The sequence below is a fragment of the Sphingopyxis sp. J-6 genome (assembly GCF_046603995.1).
In the GTDB taxonomy this organism is placed as follows: Bacteria; Pseudomonadota; Alphaproteobacteria; order Sphingomonadales; family Sphingomonadaceae; genus Sphingopyxis.
This window is the reverse complement of the sequence record NZ_CP145810.1, coordinates 2,918,448-2,934,556: the sequence shown is the minus strand read 5'-3', so window position 1 is coordinate 2,934,556 and position 16,109 is coordinate 2,918,448. Positions and strand designations below refer to the sequence as shown.

The window sequence follows — 16,109 nt, the reverse complement described above, 5'->3', positions numbered from 1 at the left end:
ACATTCAGCCGCGGATTGCAGCGATCGTCGTGACGAACGGGCGACGCGCCAGCGACATCAGGATTGCCGCAACGATCCATGACGGCAGGCCGACGAGGACCATGGCGGTCAGCAGCCCCCGATCGGGATCGAGCAGGCCCGACATGGCGCCGACGATCATCGGGGCAAGGCCGGTCGCGATCGCGCCGGAGATGCCCAGCAGCGACAGCAGGCGCGAGCGCAGGTGGGGCGGTGACAGTTGCTGCAAAACGCCGGGCATCAAGGCGCCCGTCGCGAGCAGGAGCGCGACCTGGACGCCGACTGCGGCATAGATTTGCCACGGCTGCCAGGCGAACAGGATGAACAAGGTCGGCAGGCTGGCAACCGTCAAATAGAATCGGGCGGTACGTAATGGTTTGAGGTCGGGGTCACCGCGCAGCAGTTTGATGCCGATCGGCGCCATGATCAGGCCGGCGATCGAGCCCACCCCCATCGCGATTCCGAGCTGGACGCCGACCGACGCCGCATCGATCCCCTCGAAAGCACGCGGCATCGCGACGGGCAGCCAGGCGCCCACCGCGCCAAGCGGAATGCCATAAGCAAAAATGGCACCGTAAATGCATGCGATCGCGCGCCAGTGCTCGCGGAGGAAGGGCAGGATATTGTTCAGGGCGGGTTCGCCCTCCACAGCGACGCGGCCCGAGTTGCTTGTCATCCGGATCGTCGTCAGCAGCAGGACAAACAGTGGGCCGGGCGCGGCGACGAGGATCAGCGCGACCCGCCAGCTATCCATGCTGGCAAAGAACGCTGGCAGGGAGCCGTGGTTCGTCTCGAGCAGATCCAGCGTCACGCCGCCCAGCGCCAGGCCCAGCGCGGCGCCCAGCAAGGCGACGGCGAAGAAGATGAAATTCGCGGTGTTGCGCTGGCGTTCGGGGAACAGGTCGGGCAGCATCGAGAAAATCACCGGGGTCAGCGCCGCTTCGCCGATCGCAATGCCTGCCGCGGCTGCGAAAATTCCCGTAAAACTTGTCTGGAATGCGCAGGCTGCGGTCGAGATCGACCAGACCATGATGCAGCAGCCGAGCACGAGGCGGCGGCCGAAGCGATCGGAAAGCCAGCCGATCGGATAGGCGGCAAGGCTGGCGAAGAAGGCGAAGCCGAGGCCCTGCAACATGCCGAGTTGCAGATCGCTGATATCGAGATCGCGTTGCAACGACGGTGCGATCAGGTTGATGATCTGCCGGTCGACGAAGGCGAACAAGGTGGTGCCGATCAGGATCGCGAGCGCATACCATGCCGACGCGGGCGCCTTCGCTCCCGCGCCGTCCGCATGGTCGCCGGCTTTTGTGACGGCGGCTATTTCGGGATGTGCCAATCCGGTCATGACCGGAACTCGTTCTGCGTTCCCGAATCGCTCGCCGCCTCGTTCATGCCTTCGCCTTCCTCATCGTCTGTGCCGCCCTAGCAGATGCAGCGGGTCCGTGTGGCCGGGAACCGATGCCGGATGGCATTATCCTTGTTCAGAATCGTCCGCTCGCGCTGATCCCGATCACGCGCGGACGCTGTTCGACATTTTCGGAAAAGAGCGAGAAGGGCCCGGTGACGATCGGCGCATTCTCGTCGAACAGGTTGTTCGCGAACAAGGCGACCTCGACCGGGCCCGCCGCCACGCCGACGCGCAGGTTGACGATATCGCGACGCGGCCGTTCGATAATCGGCGTCGGCTGGTTGCGCAGGGTGAACTGGCCCTTGCCTGCGTGCTGGTAATCAACGCGAAAGATGCCGGTGACATTGCCCGAAAGCTGCGGACGATAATCGAACGATGCCGACCAGCTGTTGCGCACCGCCGCGTCGACCGGGTCGCCGGGCGCCTTGTCGGCGGTCGCTTCGTCGAACTTCAGATTGTTCCAGCCATAGGTCGCGGTGAGCGTTAACTCCCGGACCGGGCGCACAGTAGCCGAAAGATCGACGCCCCAGCCCGACACATGCCCCGAATTGTTGACGATGAGGAGCACGCCGCCCGGAGCAAAATTGTTCGACTGCACGTCGGACCATATGCTGCGATAGACGCTGGCGTCGAGGATCAGCTTGTTCCCGAACAGCTGATGCTTGGTGCCGAGTTCGTAGGTCCAGATCTTGTCGGGCTCATACGACGGCGGGACGTCGATGATACCGCCGCCGGCCGAGGTCTGGTTGAAACCGCCGCTGCGGAACCCCTTGGCGACATTGGCATAGACCATCGAATCGGGCGTGAATTCATAGCTGACGTTGACACGCGGATTGACCGTCTCGAACGTCGCGTCGCCGGTATCGGATGTCGTGAGGCCGAAGTTGGTGCTGAGGACATCGCGCTGCTTGTGCTCGCGATAATAGCGCACGCCGACGATCGCTTTCAGTTGCGGCGTGAAGGCGTAATTGGCTTCGCCATAGAGGGTGAAGGCCTTGTTCTCGCGAAAATCTTCGCTGGCGATGATCGCGAAGGGCAGGGCGCCCGGCGCGGTGAAGGTCCCGCCAGATTGGTGGATGTTCACGCTGTTGTACGAGGCGCCGACCTGCCAACCCAGCGGCCCACCGCTCTGCGAAGCGAGCCGCACTTCGCTGTTGAAGATTTCATAATCGGTCGTCGCGACGATACCGACCTGATCGATGAAACCCGGCGGCAGGCCAATCACGTCGACCAGCACCGGCACGAAGGCGTCCGAAAGGTCGAATTGCGTCACATTGCGGCGGTCGATCCAGCTTGCCGACGTGGTGAGTTCGGCGAAATCGAGGTCATAGCCGATCTTGCCCTGAACGAGCGTATAGCGATCGCGCAGCGGTGACGGCACCACGGCGCTTGTCCGGTAATTTATGCCATTGTCCTGATTGGCCTGATCGATCTTCTGATAGAGGCCCATCAGCGACAGCGAGAAACGGTCGGTCGGCTGCAACAGGAAGCTGCCGCGCACCGTATAGATATCCGCCGAGTTGACGTTGTTTTCGCCAGTCGTAACATTGTCGATGAACCCGCCGACGCGTTCGTAACCGGCGACAAGGCGGATGCCCGCGACATCGGTGGTGAGCGGCAGGTTGAGGACACCGACGGCCTTGTAATTGTCCGCGCCGTAACGCGTCGTCGAATATTCGCCGTTGAACGATCCGCTGACGGCGTCGAGCCGCGGGGCAGCGGGAATATAGCGGATCGTTCCGCCCATCGACCCCTGTCCGTAAAGCGTCGCCTGCGGGCCGCGGAGCACCTCGACGCGTTCGAGGTCGAGCATGCGGACATTGAACCCGTCGCTGATCGTATCGAGCGCGAGCGGGGTTTCGTCGAAATAGACGCCCACCGTCGACGAGCCGATCGTGGTCGATATGCCGCGTAACTGGATGGTCGACCGGCCGGCGCCGGTTTCATAGGTCGAAAAGCCCGGGACCGAATATTGCAGGTCCTTGAGGTCGGTCGCGCCGCGGGCGGCCAGTTCGTCGCCACTCACCGCACTGACCGACAGGGGAACATCCTGCAGCCGCTGCTTGTAGCGCTGCGCGGTGACGATGATGTCGCCCGGCAGGCTGTCGGTGTTTTCGGCGGCGGCGCCGGCGGTGTCCTGCGCATGGGCGGCCACCGGAAGCAATGCTGTGCCGGCCATCAATGCCGCGATCCATTTGGTCATAAGATACTCCCCAACTTTTCTGTCATTATCGAACGGTCGACCGGCCCGGTTCCCGGGTTCTGGTCGCAGGCTAATCTTCGGCCGGCACCGACGCTTAGCCGAACGTGCAAAACTGTTCGGAGATCGTCGGATTCGGGGCGTGTACAAACCCTAGTCTTCGAGCCCGAGCTGTGCGGCGAAGAAGGCAAGGTTATCCGCCGACATGCGGACCTTCTGCGCCTTGCCGACCGATCCGTGCCCGGCGTCGGCGCGGACGCGGAGCAGGATCGGCAGGTCGCCGGTCGAAGCCTGCTGGACGCGGGCGGCGAACTTGCGGCCATGCCAAGGCGGACAGCGCGGATCGTTCGCGCCGCAGTCGATCAGCAGCGCCGGGTAGGCGAGGCCATCGCGGACATTCTGGTAAGGCGACCAACCATGGATCGCCTCCGCCATCTCCGGATCGGCGGGGTCGCCATAATCGAGCGAGGAGACCATGGTGACCGGGTCGCGCACGCGGGCGAGGACGTCGGTGATCGGGACGACGGGGATGCTGGCGCGATAAAGGTCGGGACGCTGCACCGCGACCGCCGACGCCATGACGCCGCCGTTCGAACCGCCGGTGACGCCGAGCCTTTCGGCCACGGTGATGCCGCGCGCGACCAGATTCTCGGCGATCGCATGGACGTCGTTGAAACTGTTCTGCTTGAGCTTCATCCGCCCCTGTTCGAACCATGGCGTGCCATGCTCGCCGCCGCCGCGCAGATGCGCGAGCGCGACGACGCCGCCGGCTTCGATCCACGCCGCCCACTGGGTCCCGAGCCAACCCGGCGCCACCGTCACGTTGAAGCCGCCATAACCGGTGATCACCGTCGGTTGCGGTTTGGTGAGATCGAGGTCGGCCCGCGCGACGACATGATAGAGGACGCGCGCGCCGTCGGCACTGCGACAATCGAGATCGCGGACCTGCACAGCGAGCCCGTGTTTGGGCTCGCTCAGCCGCTCGCTTTCGCGGGTGGCGAGGTTCGCGCTGTACAGTGCGGGCGCCCGATCGAAGGCCGAGAAAACGAACAGGATTTCGCCATCAGCGGCGCGCGCGATCGGGTCGAGCATCGTCGGCAGGACCATGTTCGCGCCGAAGCTGTTCACCATGCCGCGGCCGGGCAGGGCGATCTCGCCTTCGATGCCGCCATCCTTGCCGATCACGCGGAGGCGCGAATAGGTGTCGACCCATTCGAGGAGGACGGCGCGGCCGCCCGTCACCAGCACGAACGCCAGCACATTGTCCGACGCGGGGACGATCTCCTGCCACGTGTCGCGATCGGCCGGCGTCGCGAGCGGGATCGCGACGAGCCGGCCGCGCGGGGCGCCGTCGTCGGTAATGGCAAGGAAATTGTCGCCGAGGATATCCCCGCGGAAGATGCCCGGGATCCCCTTCAGGAAGGGCTGCCAACCCGCGTCGCCCTGCGTATCGAGGATATAGTCGAGCCGCGGCGCGAGATGGTCGAGCGCCAGTACGATATGGCGGCGGTCGGCGCACAGTATCGGCCGCACGACGGGATGGTCGAGGACGACATCCTCGGCCGGCGCTTCCGACGGCGTGTCCAGCAGGAGGCGCCGGAGCGCCGGTTCGCCGGCGAGGGCGGCATCAAGCGCGAGATAGAGGAAGCCGCTGCCGTCGGGCAGCCAGGCGAAATTCTGCGGTTTGCGGTGGGGCAGGCCGTCGACGATTGTCGCGCCGGTGTCGATGTCGATGACGCGGACATCGGGCTCTTCGCGGCCGCCCGCCGTCCATGCGAAGATCGCTTTGCGGCCATCGGGCGAGGGGTGAAACCCGGCAAGATGCAGCGGTTCGCCGGACCGCATCGCGTTGAGATCGACGATGCGCCGGCCGGGTTCGCCGGGCCCTGAGCTGACCTCGACCACCGCGAGATCCTGATCCTCGGGCACATGGCGCCGGAACCAGCGCCCGCCCGCGAACATCGGCACCGTTACGTCGTCGGTTTCGCCGATCGCCTGCAGCCGTTCGACGAAGGTCCCGAAGGCCGGGAGGGCGGCGAGATGCGCCTGCGCGAGTTCATCTTGCGCCCGCTGCCATTCCGCCACCGCGGGGTCGGTGTCCTCTTCGAGCCAGCGGAACGGATCGTCATAGCGTACAGCGCCGAAGGCGACGCTTTCGGGACGGCTCGCGGTGTCGGGATAGGCGATGCGGACGGCCGGCGGCGAAACTGTGTCGGTCATGTTCGTTGTTCCTTCGTTCAGGCTGCGACGCCGGCGCGCTCGCGCGCCCATTGGTCGAGGCTCTCTTCGAGTACCGGGATCGGCAGCGCCCCCTGGTCGAGGATGGCTTCGTGGAAATCGGCGAGGTCGAACTTCGGCCCCAGCGCGGCTTCGGCCCTGGCGCGAAGTTCGCGGAATTTCAGGCAGCCCCAGCGATAGCAAAGCGCCTGTCCGGGCAGGTCGGTCGCATAGCGCAAAATGTCGCTGGTCACCTGTTCGGGCTTTTCGAGCGTGTTGGCGCTCATATAGGCGTGCGCCTGATCGAGCGTCCAGCCGAGCGCATTGAGTCCGGTGTCGACCACCAGCCGCTGCGACACGAACCGCTGGTGCGACAGGAAACCGTAATAATCATAAGGATCGTCGAAGAGGCCCGCTTCCTCACCGAGCCCCGACGCATATTCGGCCCATCCTTCGTTGAAGGCGGTCGAGATCAGCAGATTACGGCGGATTTCGGGAAGCGCCTCATTCTCCTGCTGACGCGACAGATGGACATGGTGGCCGGGAACCAGCTCGTGAAAGATAAGCGCCGCGGCGTTCATCTGCATCCGCTCGGGGATGCCGTTGCCGCTGTAATAATAGATGCCGTCGGTGCCGATCTCTTTCGGCTGCGAATAATAGCCGAAGGTCATTCCCGCCTCGAGTTCGGCGGGCAGGCGCTTCACAATGCCTTTGGCCAGCGGCGCCTTGCGGAACATGCGCGCGAAGACCGGCGCCATGCGATCGAGATGGCGGTTATAGGTTGCCTCGAGCGCCTCGGCCGATGGTGCTTTCGCTTTCGGGTCGCGCGCCAGCAATTCGTGGAACGAGGCTTCGTCGCCGTTGTGGCCGAACTGTTCGACTCGCACGCGCTCCATCTCTGCGGCCAGCGCGGCGACTTCGTCGAGGCCGGTCTGGTGGAGGTCGGCGGGGTCGAGGTCGGCGCCGAGATGATAGCGCAGCCACAGGCGATAGGCGTCGGCGCCGCCCGGCTGGTGCATCATGCCCGCGGCTTCGGGCGCCGCGGCTTCATAATCGGGGCCGATCGTGTCGATCAGGCGGGCGAAGGCGGGCTTGAGCCGCGTTTCGACCAGCGCCGTGATCGCCGCGCGCGTCTCGTCGCTCGCGGCGCGGTCGTCGGCGGGAAGGATGGCGGCGACCGCCATCGAGCCATTGCCTTCGAGCGCGCGGCGGGCACCGGGAAGCGCGGGCTTGGGCAGCCGCCAGCCGCGCCCGGCCTGTGCCTCGACGCGTTCGCGTAGCCCCTCGACCAGATCGGTGAAATCCCCGGCCAGCTTCAGGTAACGATCCGCCTCGGCCGGATCGGTCAGGTCGATCGGCGCGAACAGCATTTGCGGGACCATCGACAGGAACAGGCTGGAATAGGGCGCAATGCCGAAACTCGTCCACCAGCGCTGCGGTTCGCCGATTTCGGTGTCGAGCAGGTTGGCCAGAAAAGCGGCGGTCAGCCGGTCGGTGCGATCGAGCCCCGAAACATCGATGCTGTCCAGACGCTTGCGCCGGACCTGCGCCGCCGCCGCGACCGCTTCGGCTTCGGCGAGGTCGCCGCGGCCGAACCCCGTGACCTTCCGGCCTGCGGAGGAGGCGGTGTAGGGGTCGCGCTCAAGCAAGGCTTCCCAGATTTCGGTGACAAGCGCGTCGAGCGCCTGCTTCGCTTGTTCGATATTCGTCGGCACGCCGGTCATCTCCCGTCTGTTCTGGATGGGCAGCTTAACTGCGGACTGGACCGGCGACTTAGCTTATCGTACAAAACTGTTTGTTAATCGTCGAATTCACGGCCTGCCGGGGAGAATGTCATGCGATCGAGCCTTGCCGATGCCGGCACCGACCCCGCCGATTCGGCGCTGACCCGGCGAACGGCCAAACGGCGCGCGCGCACCGAGCTCGCGGTTGTGTCGCGATCTTCGACGGCATTGGGCTTTCGGCGCTTTGCGATTTCCGGCGACCTTCCTCCCATGTCGATGAACTATGCGATGAAGCAATGGGCTGCGGGGTGGGCCGAAGACGCCGCGCGGAATGCGGAGCGCGAGGTCGAGGCGGTCGAACCCTTGGGCGATCCCCATCATTGCCGGGCCTATCCGGCGGCGGATGTCGGCACCGGATATTTCGAATGTTGCGGCCTGGCCGACGGATTCCTGATTCATTTCAACGATATCACCCATGCTGCGCCCTATCCGATGACGATATCGGCCCCCGATCTGTTGCGGGTGCGCGTGGCGAGCGACGACGATGCCGAATATGTCTCGCCGCGCGGCGACCGGCTCGACCTCAAGGGTGCCGGCTGCGCGATCATCATCGAACCCGCCGGCATGCCGCCCGCCCAGGCTGTGTTCGCCGGCCATTGCCGGACGGCGAGCGTCTATATCCACCGCAGCGCGCTCCAGCGCCTTTACGCCCAGCGCGAACATGAACTGCCGGCGGTGTTGCAGGCCTTTATCGCCGGCAACCTGCGCCAGACGGTCGCGCGGCGCCTGCCGCTCGGGGCGGGGCTCATCCGCTGCCTCGACGACCTGCACGCCTGCGACCTCACCGAGCACAGCCGCCGCCTGTTCATCCGCTCGAAGGCGATCGAAATCCTCTGCCATGCCTTCAAGGCGATGGCGCAGGAGGAGGATTTCGGTTCGCCCGAGGCATCGGCGCTGATGACGCGCGGGGTGCTGAGGGCACAGCGCCTGCTGATCGACAATTTCGCCAGTCCGCCGTCGCTCGACGACCTTGCGCGCGAGGCGGGGCTCAGTCGCAGTAGCCTGTGTGCGGGCTTTCGCCAGATCGTCGGCCAGACGGTGTTCGACTATATCGCCGACCTCCGGATGCAGCATGCGCTCGCCTTGCTGAACCAGCGCGACGCCTCGATCACCGAGATTGCCTATGCGGTCGGGTACAGCCATCCGTCGAGCTTTTCGCTCGCGGTGCAGCGCCGTTTCGGTACGTCGCCCAGCGAATTGCGGCGGCGCGGACTGCCGGCGATCTGATCGCGGGCGCGCGCTGCGGTACGCTCCGCTCAGCGTTCGAAATAGCTCGCGATCATATCCATGATCCGCCGCCGCACGTCGGGGTGCGAAAAGGCGTTATGCCCGTATGAAAAATAGTGGAAGCTGGCGTCGGGGTTATGATCCGCGAGCACCAGCGCAAAGGGCGCCTGCGCGTCATGGACGCCGCAGAAGAAGTCCAGGCGGGTGGGGATCGAATGAGGGTCGAATCCCCAGTCCGCCCCTGCCCAGCGCACCTCGGCGAGCAGCGCCGCCTGGTTGTGGCATGCCATGATCCGCCATTGCAGGTCGGCGACATCGGGCTCGGTTCCCGGCGGCGGGCCGATCAGGTTCGCGCGGTCGAACCGCCCGGTGCTTGGCCGCCGGGCGGCCTGCATCTTCTGCATCCGGCCCGCCGCCACTTTCGCCAGCGTCGCGAGCAACCACGGCGCGTGCCGCATCAGGCGATAGGCGACGGCCACCGAACCCGGCGAAACCCGCCTTGCCACCGGGTCGAACCATGGGACAGTCGGATTGATCGGAATGGCACCCAGAACGCGCGGCGCCATCGTCGCGGCAGTCGCCAGCGTCATCATGCCGCCGTTCGATTCGCCGAGGCAGGCGAATTTTTCGATTTTCAGCCGCTCGAGCAGCTCGGTCAAATCGTCGGAATAGGCGGCAACGGGGCGGCCGGGGCAAAGCGACGAATCCCCGGCGCCGGGCCGGTTTGTCGAGATGAGGCGGAGGTTGTTCTGCACGGCCTCGCGATGGAAAATCCCGGCTTCGAGGCTGAAGCTGCCGCCGCCGTGGAAATAGAGTACCGGCCTCCCGTCGGGCGCGCCGAACTCCTGCCAGGTCAATGTCCGCCCGTCGGCAAGCGTCATCGATTGCACCGGCGGATCGATCAGAGCGATATCTTCCATTTGCACCCCGTAGCTTTCTGTATCGGAACCCGCATATGACGCACGCTGCCGGCCCGCTTAGGCGCGCGTGCAAAACTGTTTGGCAATCGTCGGAAAAGCGCCGGCCGCCGCGCGATGTCAGGCTGCCGGAAGCCCGCGCCGCCGCAACTCGCTCGCGGTCGTTCCGAACCGGCGCTGGACGGCGACCGAAAAGCTCGAAGGGTGGCCATAGCCGACCGCATAGGCGACTTCGGAGATCGTCGCGCCGCTTTCATTGAGCAGGGCCAGCGCCTGCTGCATGCGGAGGTCGGCGATATAGTCGAACACCGTCTGGCCGACGATCTGGCGGAACGCCGCGCACAGGCCGCTGCGGCTGAGCCCGACCTGATGTGCGAGGTCGTCGAGTGACGGGGGGCTCACGAAATTGTCGCTCAGCAGGCGTTGCGCTTTCAGCACGCCGCTGGCCGCGAGCTTCGACGCACCCGCGAACGTTTCGCCATTCTCGTCCTGATCGAGCGCCTCGAAGGCGTGGCAAAGGATCTCGATCGCCTTCGACTGGATCAGCAGCCGCCGGCTGCGCCCCTCCAGCGTGCAGCCCTTCAGATCCTCGAGGAAACGCAGCAATTGCGGGGTGAGCGGCAAGCGGCGCGCGACCGTGGCGGGGAGGCTACCGGCGATGAAAGCCCTGAGCAGCGCGGGCAGGTCGCCTTCCTCGCCCGCGTAGAGGCGTTTCAGCGCGTCGCAGTGGATATAGAGGTGGACACCAAGGTTGCGCCCGAAGAACACCGTCTCGGCCGGCGGCTGGCCGGCCGGCTCGACGATGATCGCCGCGCCCGGTCCCTTGAAGTCGACGATCTCGCCGCGCGCGGTTGCATATTCGCCGTCGCCCTCGCTCGCGATGATCACCCGCAGCATATTGTCGGCGACCATCGTTGTCGCGAGCGGTTCGAGGTAGGTGGTGTCGCAAATCCCTGCGAAAAAGCCGTCGTCCAGCCGGCAAAATTCGAAATGCCCGAACGCATGGTCGGTCAGGCCGTGAACGCGAAAATGGCCGGGGTGGCCAAGCTGCGTAAAGGTTTCGACGCCCGGAATCCGCTCGGGGTCTTCGTCACCAAGAAAATCCGGCACTTCGCGCTCGACCGATACTGCGGGCAATGTGTCTGCATCGACGGGAAAGCGGCGCCGCGCAGCGGCTGCCGTCACCCGAAGGCTTTTGCGGCCGCGGGCGAGCGGCGAAATCGTCACGGCGGCAGTCTGCGCGCCGGAACCGGGAGGAATCGCTTGCTGCATCGCATCTCCTGACGCCGTCATTTTGGACGCTCAATATACACTATTGTACGATATCGAATGGAGCTCGTCCAGACCTTGCCCTTATAACCCGCGAAGGCCGGGCATTCCAGACCGGCCGCGGCCAGGACAGCCCGAAACGGGCAGGCCGTAATATCCATGGGAGATGATGGATGGTCGAACAGGTTCCGGTGACGATGGTCAATCATGTGGCGCTGGAAATGGCCGCCGCGCCCGATGCGGTGTGGCGCGAAATCCTGAGCGATTATGTCGAAGCGAAGAAGTTTCGCGAATTCGGCACGATCGAACCGCTCGACGATCCGGCCGCGATCTTCGGCGGCTATCGCATGCGCTTCGAACAGGATGGCGTGGTCGATGAACGCATCGTCCACATCACCGAGCGCGACGCCGCCGCGCGCCGCCTGAGCGTGATGGCCGATTATCTCTCGGTTCCCGGCGGCATGCGCGTTTACGCGACCTATCATGCACGCGAAGCCGCGGGCGGCACCAGCTATGTCATCGATTGCCACACAAGCGTCAAGGTCGATGCGCCGGCCGACGGCGACGGGCCGGATCTCGCGGCGACGGTCGCCGAAATGACCTCGGGCGCCGATGTGCACCTGAACGCCTATCTCGCGAGCATCAAGGCGCGCGTCGAAACGCCGGGCTGATCCGCACGCGCGCCGCCGGCGATTTTGGAAAATCGCCAAAGGCTTTTGTCCGCTCGCGAATGGAGCGGCACCGGCGGGTGACTACACTCGCCCGATCATGGCAAGAGGAAAAGACATGCAGGCGAAGCCCGTCCGCAAGACCATTGGCGGCGTCACCTTCGAGGATCGCTTCGCGCATCTTCACGATGACACCGCCGAGGCGCTCGAATGGCAGTGGGAGCGCGACCGGATCGCGCGCGAGGCGGCCGAGGCTTCGCCCAACTTTGCCCCCGTTCGCGACCGGCTGCTCGAGCTGGCCGATGCCGGCGGCTATTTCGTGCCGCGCAAACGCGGTGCCTTCTGGTTCGGCTATGCGCAGGATGGCGACGATCAGGTTTTGCGCGTCAGCGCCGAACCCGACGGCCCGGGGCGCACTATCGTAACGAGGCAGGCGATGTCGGCGGCGAACGGCGGCGGCAACGTGATGCTTGCGTTTGTGGAGCCGTCGCCCGCCGGCCGTTTCGTCGCGATCGCCTGGGGCGTCGATGGCGACATGATGGGGACATGGTCGGTCTATGAGAGTGCGACGGCGCGCCACATTCTCGACACGCCCGCGATCCTCTATTCGGGTGCGCGGCCCGGCTGGCTGCCCGACGAAAGCGGCTTCTGGCTCGACGGCCGCACGCAGGAGGGCGTCCATCAACTCCGGTTCGTGCCGGTAGCCGAAGGCGCCAACGAACGCGCCGCCGTGCCGCTTCCCGAGCATCTCGTCGCGGCGAAGCACTCGGGCCTGACGCTTCAGCTCTCTCCCGACGGCCGCCGCGGCGTCGCGGTCACCGAACCGCACGAGCATGTTGCGCTCGTCCATGTCGACCTCGAAACGCTCGTGCCGACGCCTTTCCTGCCCGCGGATTTCGAGGGCGAATGCGACGGGAGCTGGGTCGACGGCGAAACTTATGTGGCGCGCGTCAACAACGGCGTCCCGCGCGGCCGCGTCGTCGCCATTCCGGCATCGACGTCGCGCGATATGGCGACCTGGCGCGAGCTCATCCCCGAGGGCGAGGGTTTCATCGGCTGGGCGGGTGTCGTCGGCGAACGTCTCTATGTCGGCGACCTCGTCGACGTGTCGCTGCGCGTGCGGGTCTTCGATCTCGCCGGCAGGCTGGTCGAAACGCTCCCGCTCGAAAATCCGGGATCGTCGCAATCGATGCTCACCGAACGCGCGATCCGTCCGACCGACATGTTCGCGCTGACGCATACGACCTTCACCCGCTCTTCGTTGTTGTTCGTCCACGATGCGCAAACGGGCGAACTGCGGCAGATCGGCCAAGCGAAGCACGAACTGGAGGACGCGATCGCCGAACGGCGTTTCGCGACCAGCCGCGACGGGACGCGCATTCCCTACTTTGTCGTCCGTCGCAGGGACGTTGACCCGGGCCGCCCGCAACCGACGCTCGTCTATGCCTATGGCGGCTTCAACCTGTCGCAGCTCCCTTCCTTTCCCGCGACGCACGTGCCGTTCATCGAAGCGGGCGGCGTCTTCGTTCAGGCGTCGCTGCGCGGCGGCGGCGAATATGGCAAGGCGTGGCACGACGGCGGGCGATTGTTCGACAAGCAGAACACGTTCGACGATCTGCGCGCGGTGGCCGAGGCGCTGATCGCCGACGGCATCGCGGTGCCCGACAAAATGGCCTTCATGGGCGGCAGCAACGGCGGCTTGCTCGCCGGGGTCGCGATCGTCCAGCAGCCCGATTTGTGGCGCGCGGTGGTGGCGACGGTGCCGATCTTCGACCTGCTGGAACCGCTGCCCGACAGCGCGGCCGTCGCGGGGGTGCGGGCCATATTTTTCGAGGATTATGGCGATCCGTCACAGCCCGATCACGCCGCGAGTATCCGGCGCTGGTCACCCTATCACAATGTCCGCGACGGCGTCGCTTACCCGGCGATTTATCAGGTCTTCGGCGAGAAGGATCTCGGCTGCATGCCCTTCCATGGCCGCAAGTTCACCGCGCGGCTCGACGAGGCAAACGCCGGCGATCGTCCGATCCATCTGCGCGTCTGGCGCGATACCGGCCACGGTGCGCACGATCCGGCCGATGCCGCGCGCTGGAACGGCGAATGGCTGGCGTTTGTGATGGACCAGATCGGCCTGTCCGCGGCGGACGCATAGCCCGGCATCGCGGAAATCTCGAAACACTATAGGGGAGAGGCAAGATGAAAAAACGGATCATGACTTTGATGGCGGGCACGGCGATGCTCCCGGCCGCGGCCTTTGCGCAGGCGACGGGCGCTGCCGACGCGGGCCCGGACGCGTCGTCGGGCGACATCATCGTGACCGCGCAGCGCTATGAACAGCGGCTGCAGGACGTGCCGCTGTCGATCAGCGCGATCGGGGCCGACGAGCTTGCGGCGCGGGGAACGACCGATCTCAAGGATCTGCAATATTCGGTGCCGGGCCTCTCGACCTATGAATATGGCGTCAGCCGCCAGTTCGTTCAGCTCCGCGGTCTCGCGACGACGATCGGTTCTTCCACGGTCGGGCTTTACCTCGACGAAACGCCGCTCGGGCTCGATACGCAGGGCGACCCGTTCAACGTCCGCCTTTACGACATGGAACGGGTCGAGGTGCTGCGCGGGCCGCAGGCGACGCTTTACGGCCAGGGCTCGATGGGCGGGGCGATCCGTTACATTCCGGCAGCACCGCGGCTGGATGCGGTCGGCGGATCGTTCGAGGGCGAATATTCGTCGACCCGCTATGGCGACAGCAATTACAAGGCGGTCGGCGTGCTCAACCTGCCGATCGCGACCGACAAGCTCGGTGTGCGGCTGGTCGCGGGCTATGAGCGGATCGGCGGGTACATCGACAATGTCGTCAGCGGCGAAAAGAATATCAATTCGGCCGACATCTATGTGCTGCGCGGGACGCTGCTCGCGCGGCCTACGGACCGCCTCAGCCTGTCGCTGATGGGCGTCTATCAGGAATCGAAACAGGCCAATCAGGATTTCGGCGTCGATTACCGGACCACCGCGCTGCTGCCGCAGCCGGTCAACGATCGCTATACGCTGTTTCAAGGGAAGGCGAGCTACGACCTCGATACCGCGCTTCTCAGCTTTTCGACGAGCTATATCGACCGGCACAACAGCGGTCAGTCGGACGTTTCTGCCTTCTATCTGCCGACGCTGAACCTGATCTTCCCGCCGGGTTTCATCGACCGCGTTGGCACCGCGACCGATTCCGATTTCAACATCTACAACGGGGAAATCCGCCTCGCGTCGCAAAACGACGGTCCCTTCGGCTGGCAGGTCGGCGCGATCTACCGCGATTCGAAATTTCACTCGGTCACGACGACCCCGACGGCGCCGAACCCCTCGCCGATCGATCTTGTCGCCTCCGACGTCCTGTTCCGCAACAAATCCTATGCGCTCTATGGCGAAGTGAATTATGCCTTCACGCCGCAATTGAAGGCGATCGTCGGGCTGCGCTATTTCGACGAACACAAGACGGCGCATATCGAAAGCGTCAATTTCGGCGCACTGACGACCGATATCGGCGACGGCAGCTTCAACTCGTTCAACCCGCGCTTCAACCTCAGCTACGAATTCTCGCCGAGTTCGATGGTCTTCGTCAATGTGGCGAAGGGTTTCCGCAGCGGCGGTTTCAACGCGACCTCGGTGGGTCCGGGCATTCCGCCGACGTATGATTCGGACGAAATCTGGACCTATGAACTCGGGACGAAGCACCAGCTTCTGGATGGCAAGCTGACCCTCGACGCGAGCCTCTATCGCAGCGAATGGTCGAAGGTGCAGTCCTATACTTTCGTGCCGGGCAGCGCGCTCGCCGCGGTGACCAACGGCGGCCATGTCGACGGCTGGGGTGTCGATCTGTCGGCGACGGCGCGGCCGACCAAGGCGCTGACGCTGACCGCGACTTATGGCTGGAACAATCTGAAGTTCGACAAGGCGACGATCGACAAGGCGGTCGGCGATCCGGTCGACGGTGCAGTACGCGAATCCTGGTCGGCGTCGCTCGATTACCGGCCGCAACTTTCCGCCGACGTCACCGGCATCTTCCGCATCGATTACCAGCACGCCGGGCCGTCGCAGATCACGCTGCGCCTCTTCAACGTGCCGCCGGTCATCCCGCGGCCGGGCCGCGATCTCGTCAACCTGCGCATCGGTGTCGGCGTCGGGCCGGTCGAGGTCGCGCTTTTCGCGAACAATCTGTTCGACGAAAATGCGCCCAACCTCATCGGGCCGCTGGGCACGATCGGCGAGAATATCGAGCAGCGGCCGCGCGTGATCGGCATCGGCGCGAACGCCCGGTTCTGATCGGCGGTGGCCGGGCGGGCGGCGGCCGCGAGGCTTGCCGCCCGCGCCACCGGGCGTTATGGGGCGGCCGGTAAAGGAGGCCACGTCCTC

General features: G+C 65.2%; 10 protein-coding genes. 4 read left to right on the top strand and 6 right to left on the bottom strand.

The features are described 5' to 3' along the window. Positions 1–4: 4 nt before the first annotated feature. From V6U71_RS14260 to V6U71_RS14245, 4 genes are all read right to left on the bottom strand, one after another. Positions 5–1,363 carry an MFS transporter gene (locus V6U71_RS14260; protein WP_411339072.1) on the bottom strand — a complete coding sequence of 453 codons (1,359 nt, stop codon included), beginning with the start codon at positions 1,361–1,363 and terminating at the stop codon, positions 5–7. Between the two features lie 136 nt (positions 1,364–1,499). Further along, complete coding sequence (locus tag V6U71_RS14255; protein WP_411339071.1) at positions 1,500–3,629, bottom strand: TonB-dependent receptor; 2,130 nt, start codon at positions 3,627–3,629, stop codon at positions 1,500–1,502. A 150-nt stretch (positions 3,630–3,779) separates the two neighbouring features. Further along, positions 3,780–5,846: a prolyl oligopeptidase family serine peptidase gene (locus V6U71_RS14250; RefSeq protein WP_411339070.1), complete on the bottom strand. Its 2,067-nt coding sequence runs from the start codon at positions 5,844–5,846 to the stop codon at positions 3,780–3,782. A 17-nt stretch (positions 5,847–5,863) separates the two neighbouring features. Then, positions 5,864–7,558, bottom strand: coding sequence for a DUF885 domain-containing protein (locus V6U71_RS14245; protein WP_411339069.1), 1,695 nt, complete (start codon positions 7,556–7,558; stop codon positions 5,864–5,866). A gap of 120 nt (positions 7,559–7,678) precedes the next feature. On the opposite strand from V6U71_RS14245, the gene V6U71_RS14240 reads away from it, so the two are divergent. Then, positions 7,679–8,854: a helix-turn-helix transcriptional regulator gene (locus V6U71_RS14240; RefSeq protein ID WP_411339068.1), complete on the top strand. Its 1,176-nt coding sequence runs from the start codon at positions 7,679–7,681 to the stop codon at positions 8,852–8,854. A 29-nt stretch (positions 8,855–8,883) separates the two neighbouring features. On the opposite strand, the gene V6U71_RS14235 is transcribed toward V6U71_RS14240, so the two are convergent. Then, positions 8,884–9,774 carry an alpha/beta fold hydrolase gene (locus tag V6U71_RS14235; protein ID WP_411339067.1) on the bottom strand — a complete coding sequence of 297 codons (891 nt, stop codon included), beginning with the start codon at positions 9,772–9,774 and terminating at the stop codon, positions 8,884–8,886. 117 nt (positions 9,775–9,891) lie between these two features. Beyond that, positions 9,892–11,043: a helix-turn-helix transcriptional regulator gene (locus V6U71_RS14230; RefSeq protein WP_411339066.1), complete on the bottom strand. Its 1,152-nt coding sequence runs from the start codon at positions 11,041–11,043 to the stop codon at positions 9,892–9,894. A 170-nt stretch (positions 11,044–11,213) separates the two neighbouring features. Here V6U71_RS14230 and V6U71_RS14225 point away from each other — a divergent pair, with 170 nt between their 5' ends. The 3 genes from V6U71_RS14225 (at position 11,214) to V6U71_RS14215 (ending at position 16,019) form a co-directional block, all read left to right on the top strand. Then, a complete protein-coding gene (locus V6U71_RS14225) occupies positions 11,214–11,711 on the top strand; it encodes a hypothetical protein (RefSeq protein WP_411339065.1) in 498 nt (165 codons plus the stop codon). 115 nt (positions 11,712–11,826) lie between these two features. After that, the gene (locus tag V6U71_RS14220; RefSeq protein WP_411339064.1) at positions 11,827–13,860 is read left to right on the top strand and encodes a prolyl oligopeptidase family serine peptidase; all 2,034 of its coding nucleotides are present in this window, start codon (positions 11,827–11,829) and stop codon (positions 13,858–13,860) included. Positions 13,861–13,904: 44 nt separating this feature from the next. Continuing rightward, complete coding sequence (locus V6U71_RS14215) at positions 13,905–16,019, top strand: TonB-dependent receptor (protein WP_411339063.1); 2,115 nt, start codon at positions 13,905–13,907, stop codon at positions 16,017–16,019. The last annotated feature ends 90 nt before the right edge of the window (positions 16,020–16,109 follow it).

Coding starts and splice junctions, on each gene's coding strand:
- V6U71_RS14225 (WP_411339065.1), top strand. CDS start 11,214: ATGGTCGAACAGGTTCCGGTGACGATGGTCAATCATGTGGCGCTGGAA.
- V6U71_RS14215 (WP_411339063.1), top strand. CDS start 13,905: ATGAAAAAACGGATCATGACTTTGATGGCGGGCACGGCGATGCTCCCG.
- V6U71_RS14240 (WP_411339068.1), top strand. CDS start 7,679: ATGCGATCGAGCCTTGCCGATGCCGGCACCGACCCCGCCGATTCGGCG.
- V6U71_RS14260 (WP_411339072.1), bottom strand. CDS start 1,363: ATGACCGGATTGGCACATCCCGAAATAGCCGCCGTCACAAAAGCCGGC.
- V6U71_RS14235 (WP_411339067.1), bottom strand. CDS start 9,774: ATGGAAGATATCGCTCTGATCGATCCGCCGGTGCAATCGATGACGCTT.
- V6U71_RS14255 (WP_411339071.1), bottom strand. CDS start 3,629: ATGACCAAATGGATCGCGGCATTGATGGCCGGCACAGCATTGCTTCCG.
- V6U71_RS14230 (WP_411339066.1), bottom strand. CDS start 11,043: ATGCAGCAAGCGATTCCTCCCGGTTCCGGCGCGCAGACTGCCGCCGTG.
- V6U71_RS14250 (WP_411339070.1), bottom strand. CDS start 5,846: ATGACCGACACAGTTTCGCCGCCGGCCGTCCGCATCGCCTATCCCGAC.
- V6U71_RS14220 (WP_411339064.1), top strand. CDS start 11,827: ATGCAGGCGAAGCCCGTCCGCAAGACCATTGGCGGCGTCACCTTCGAG.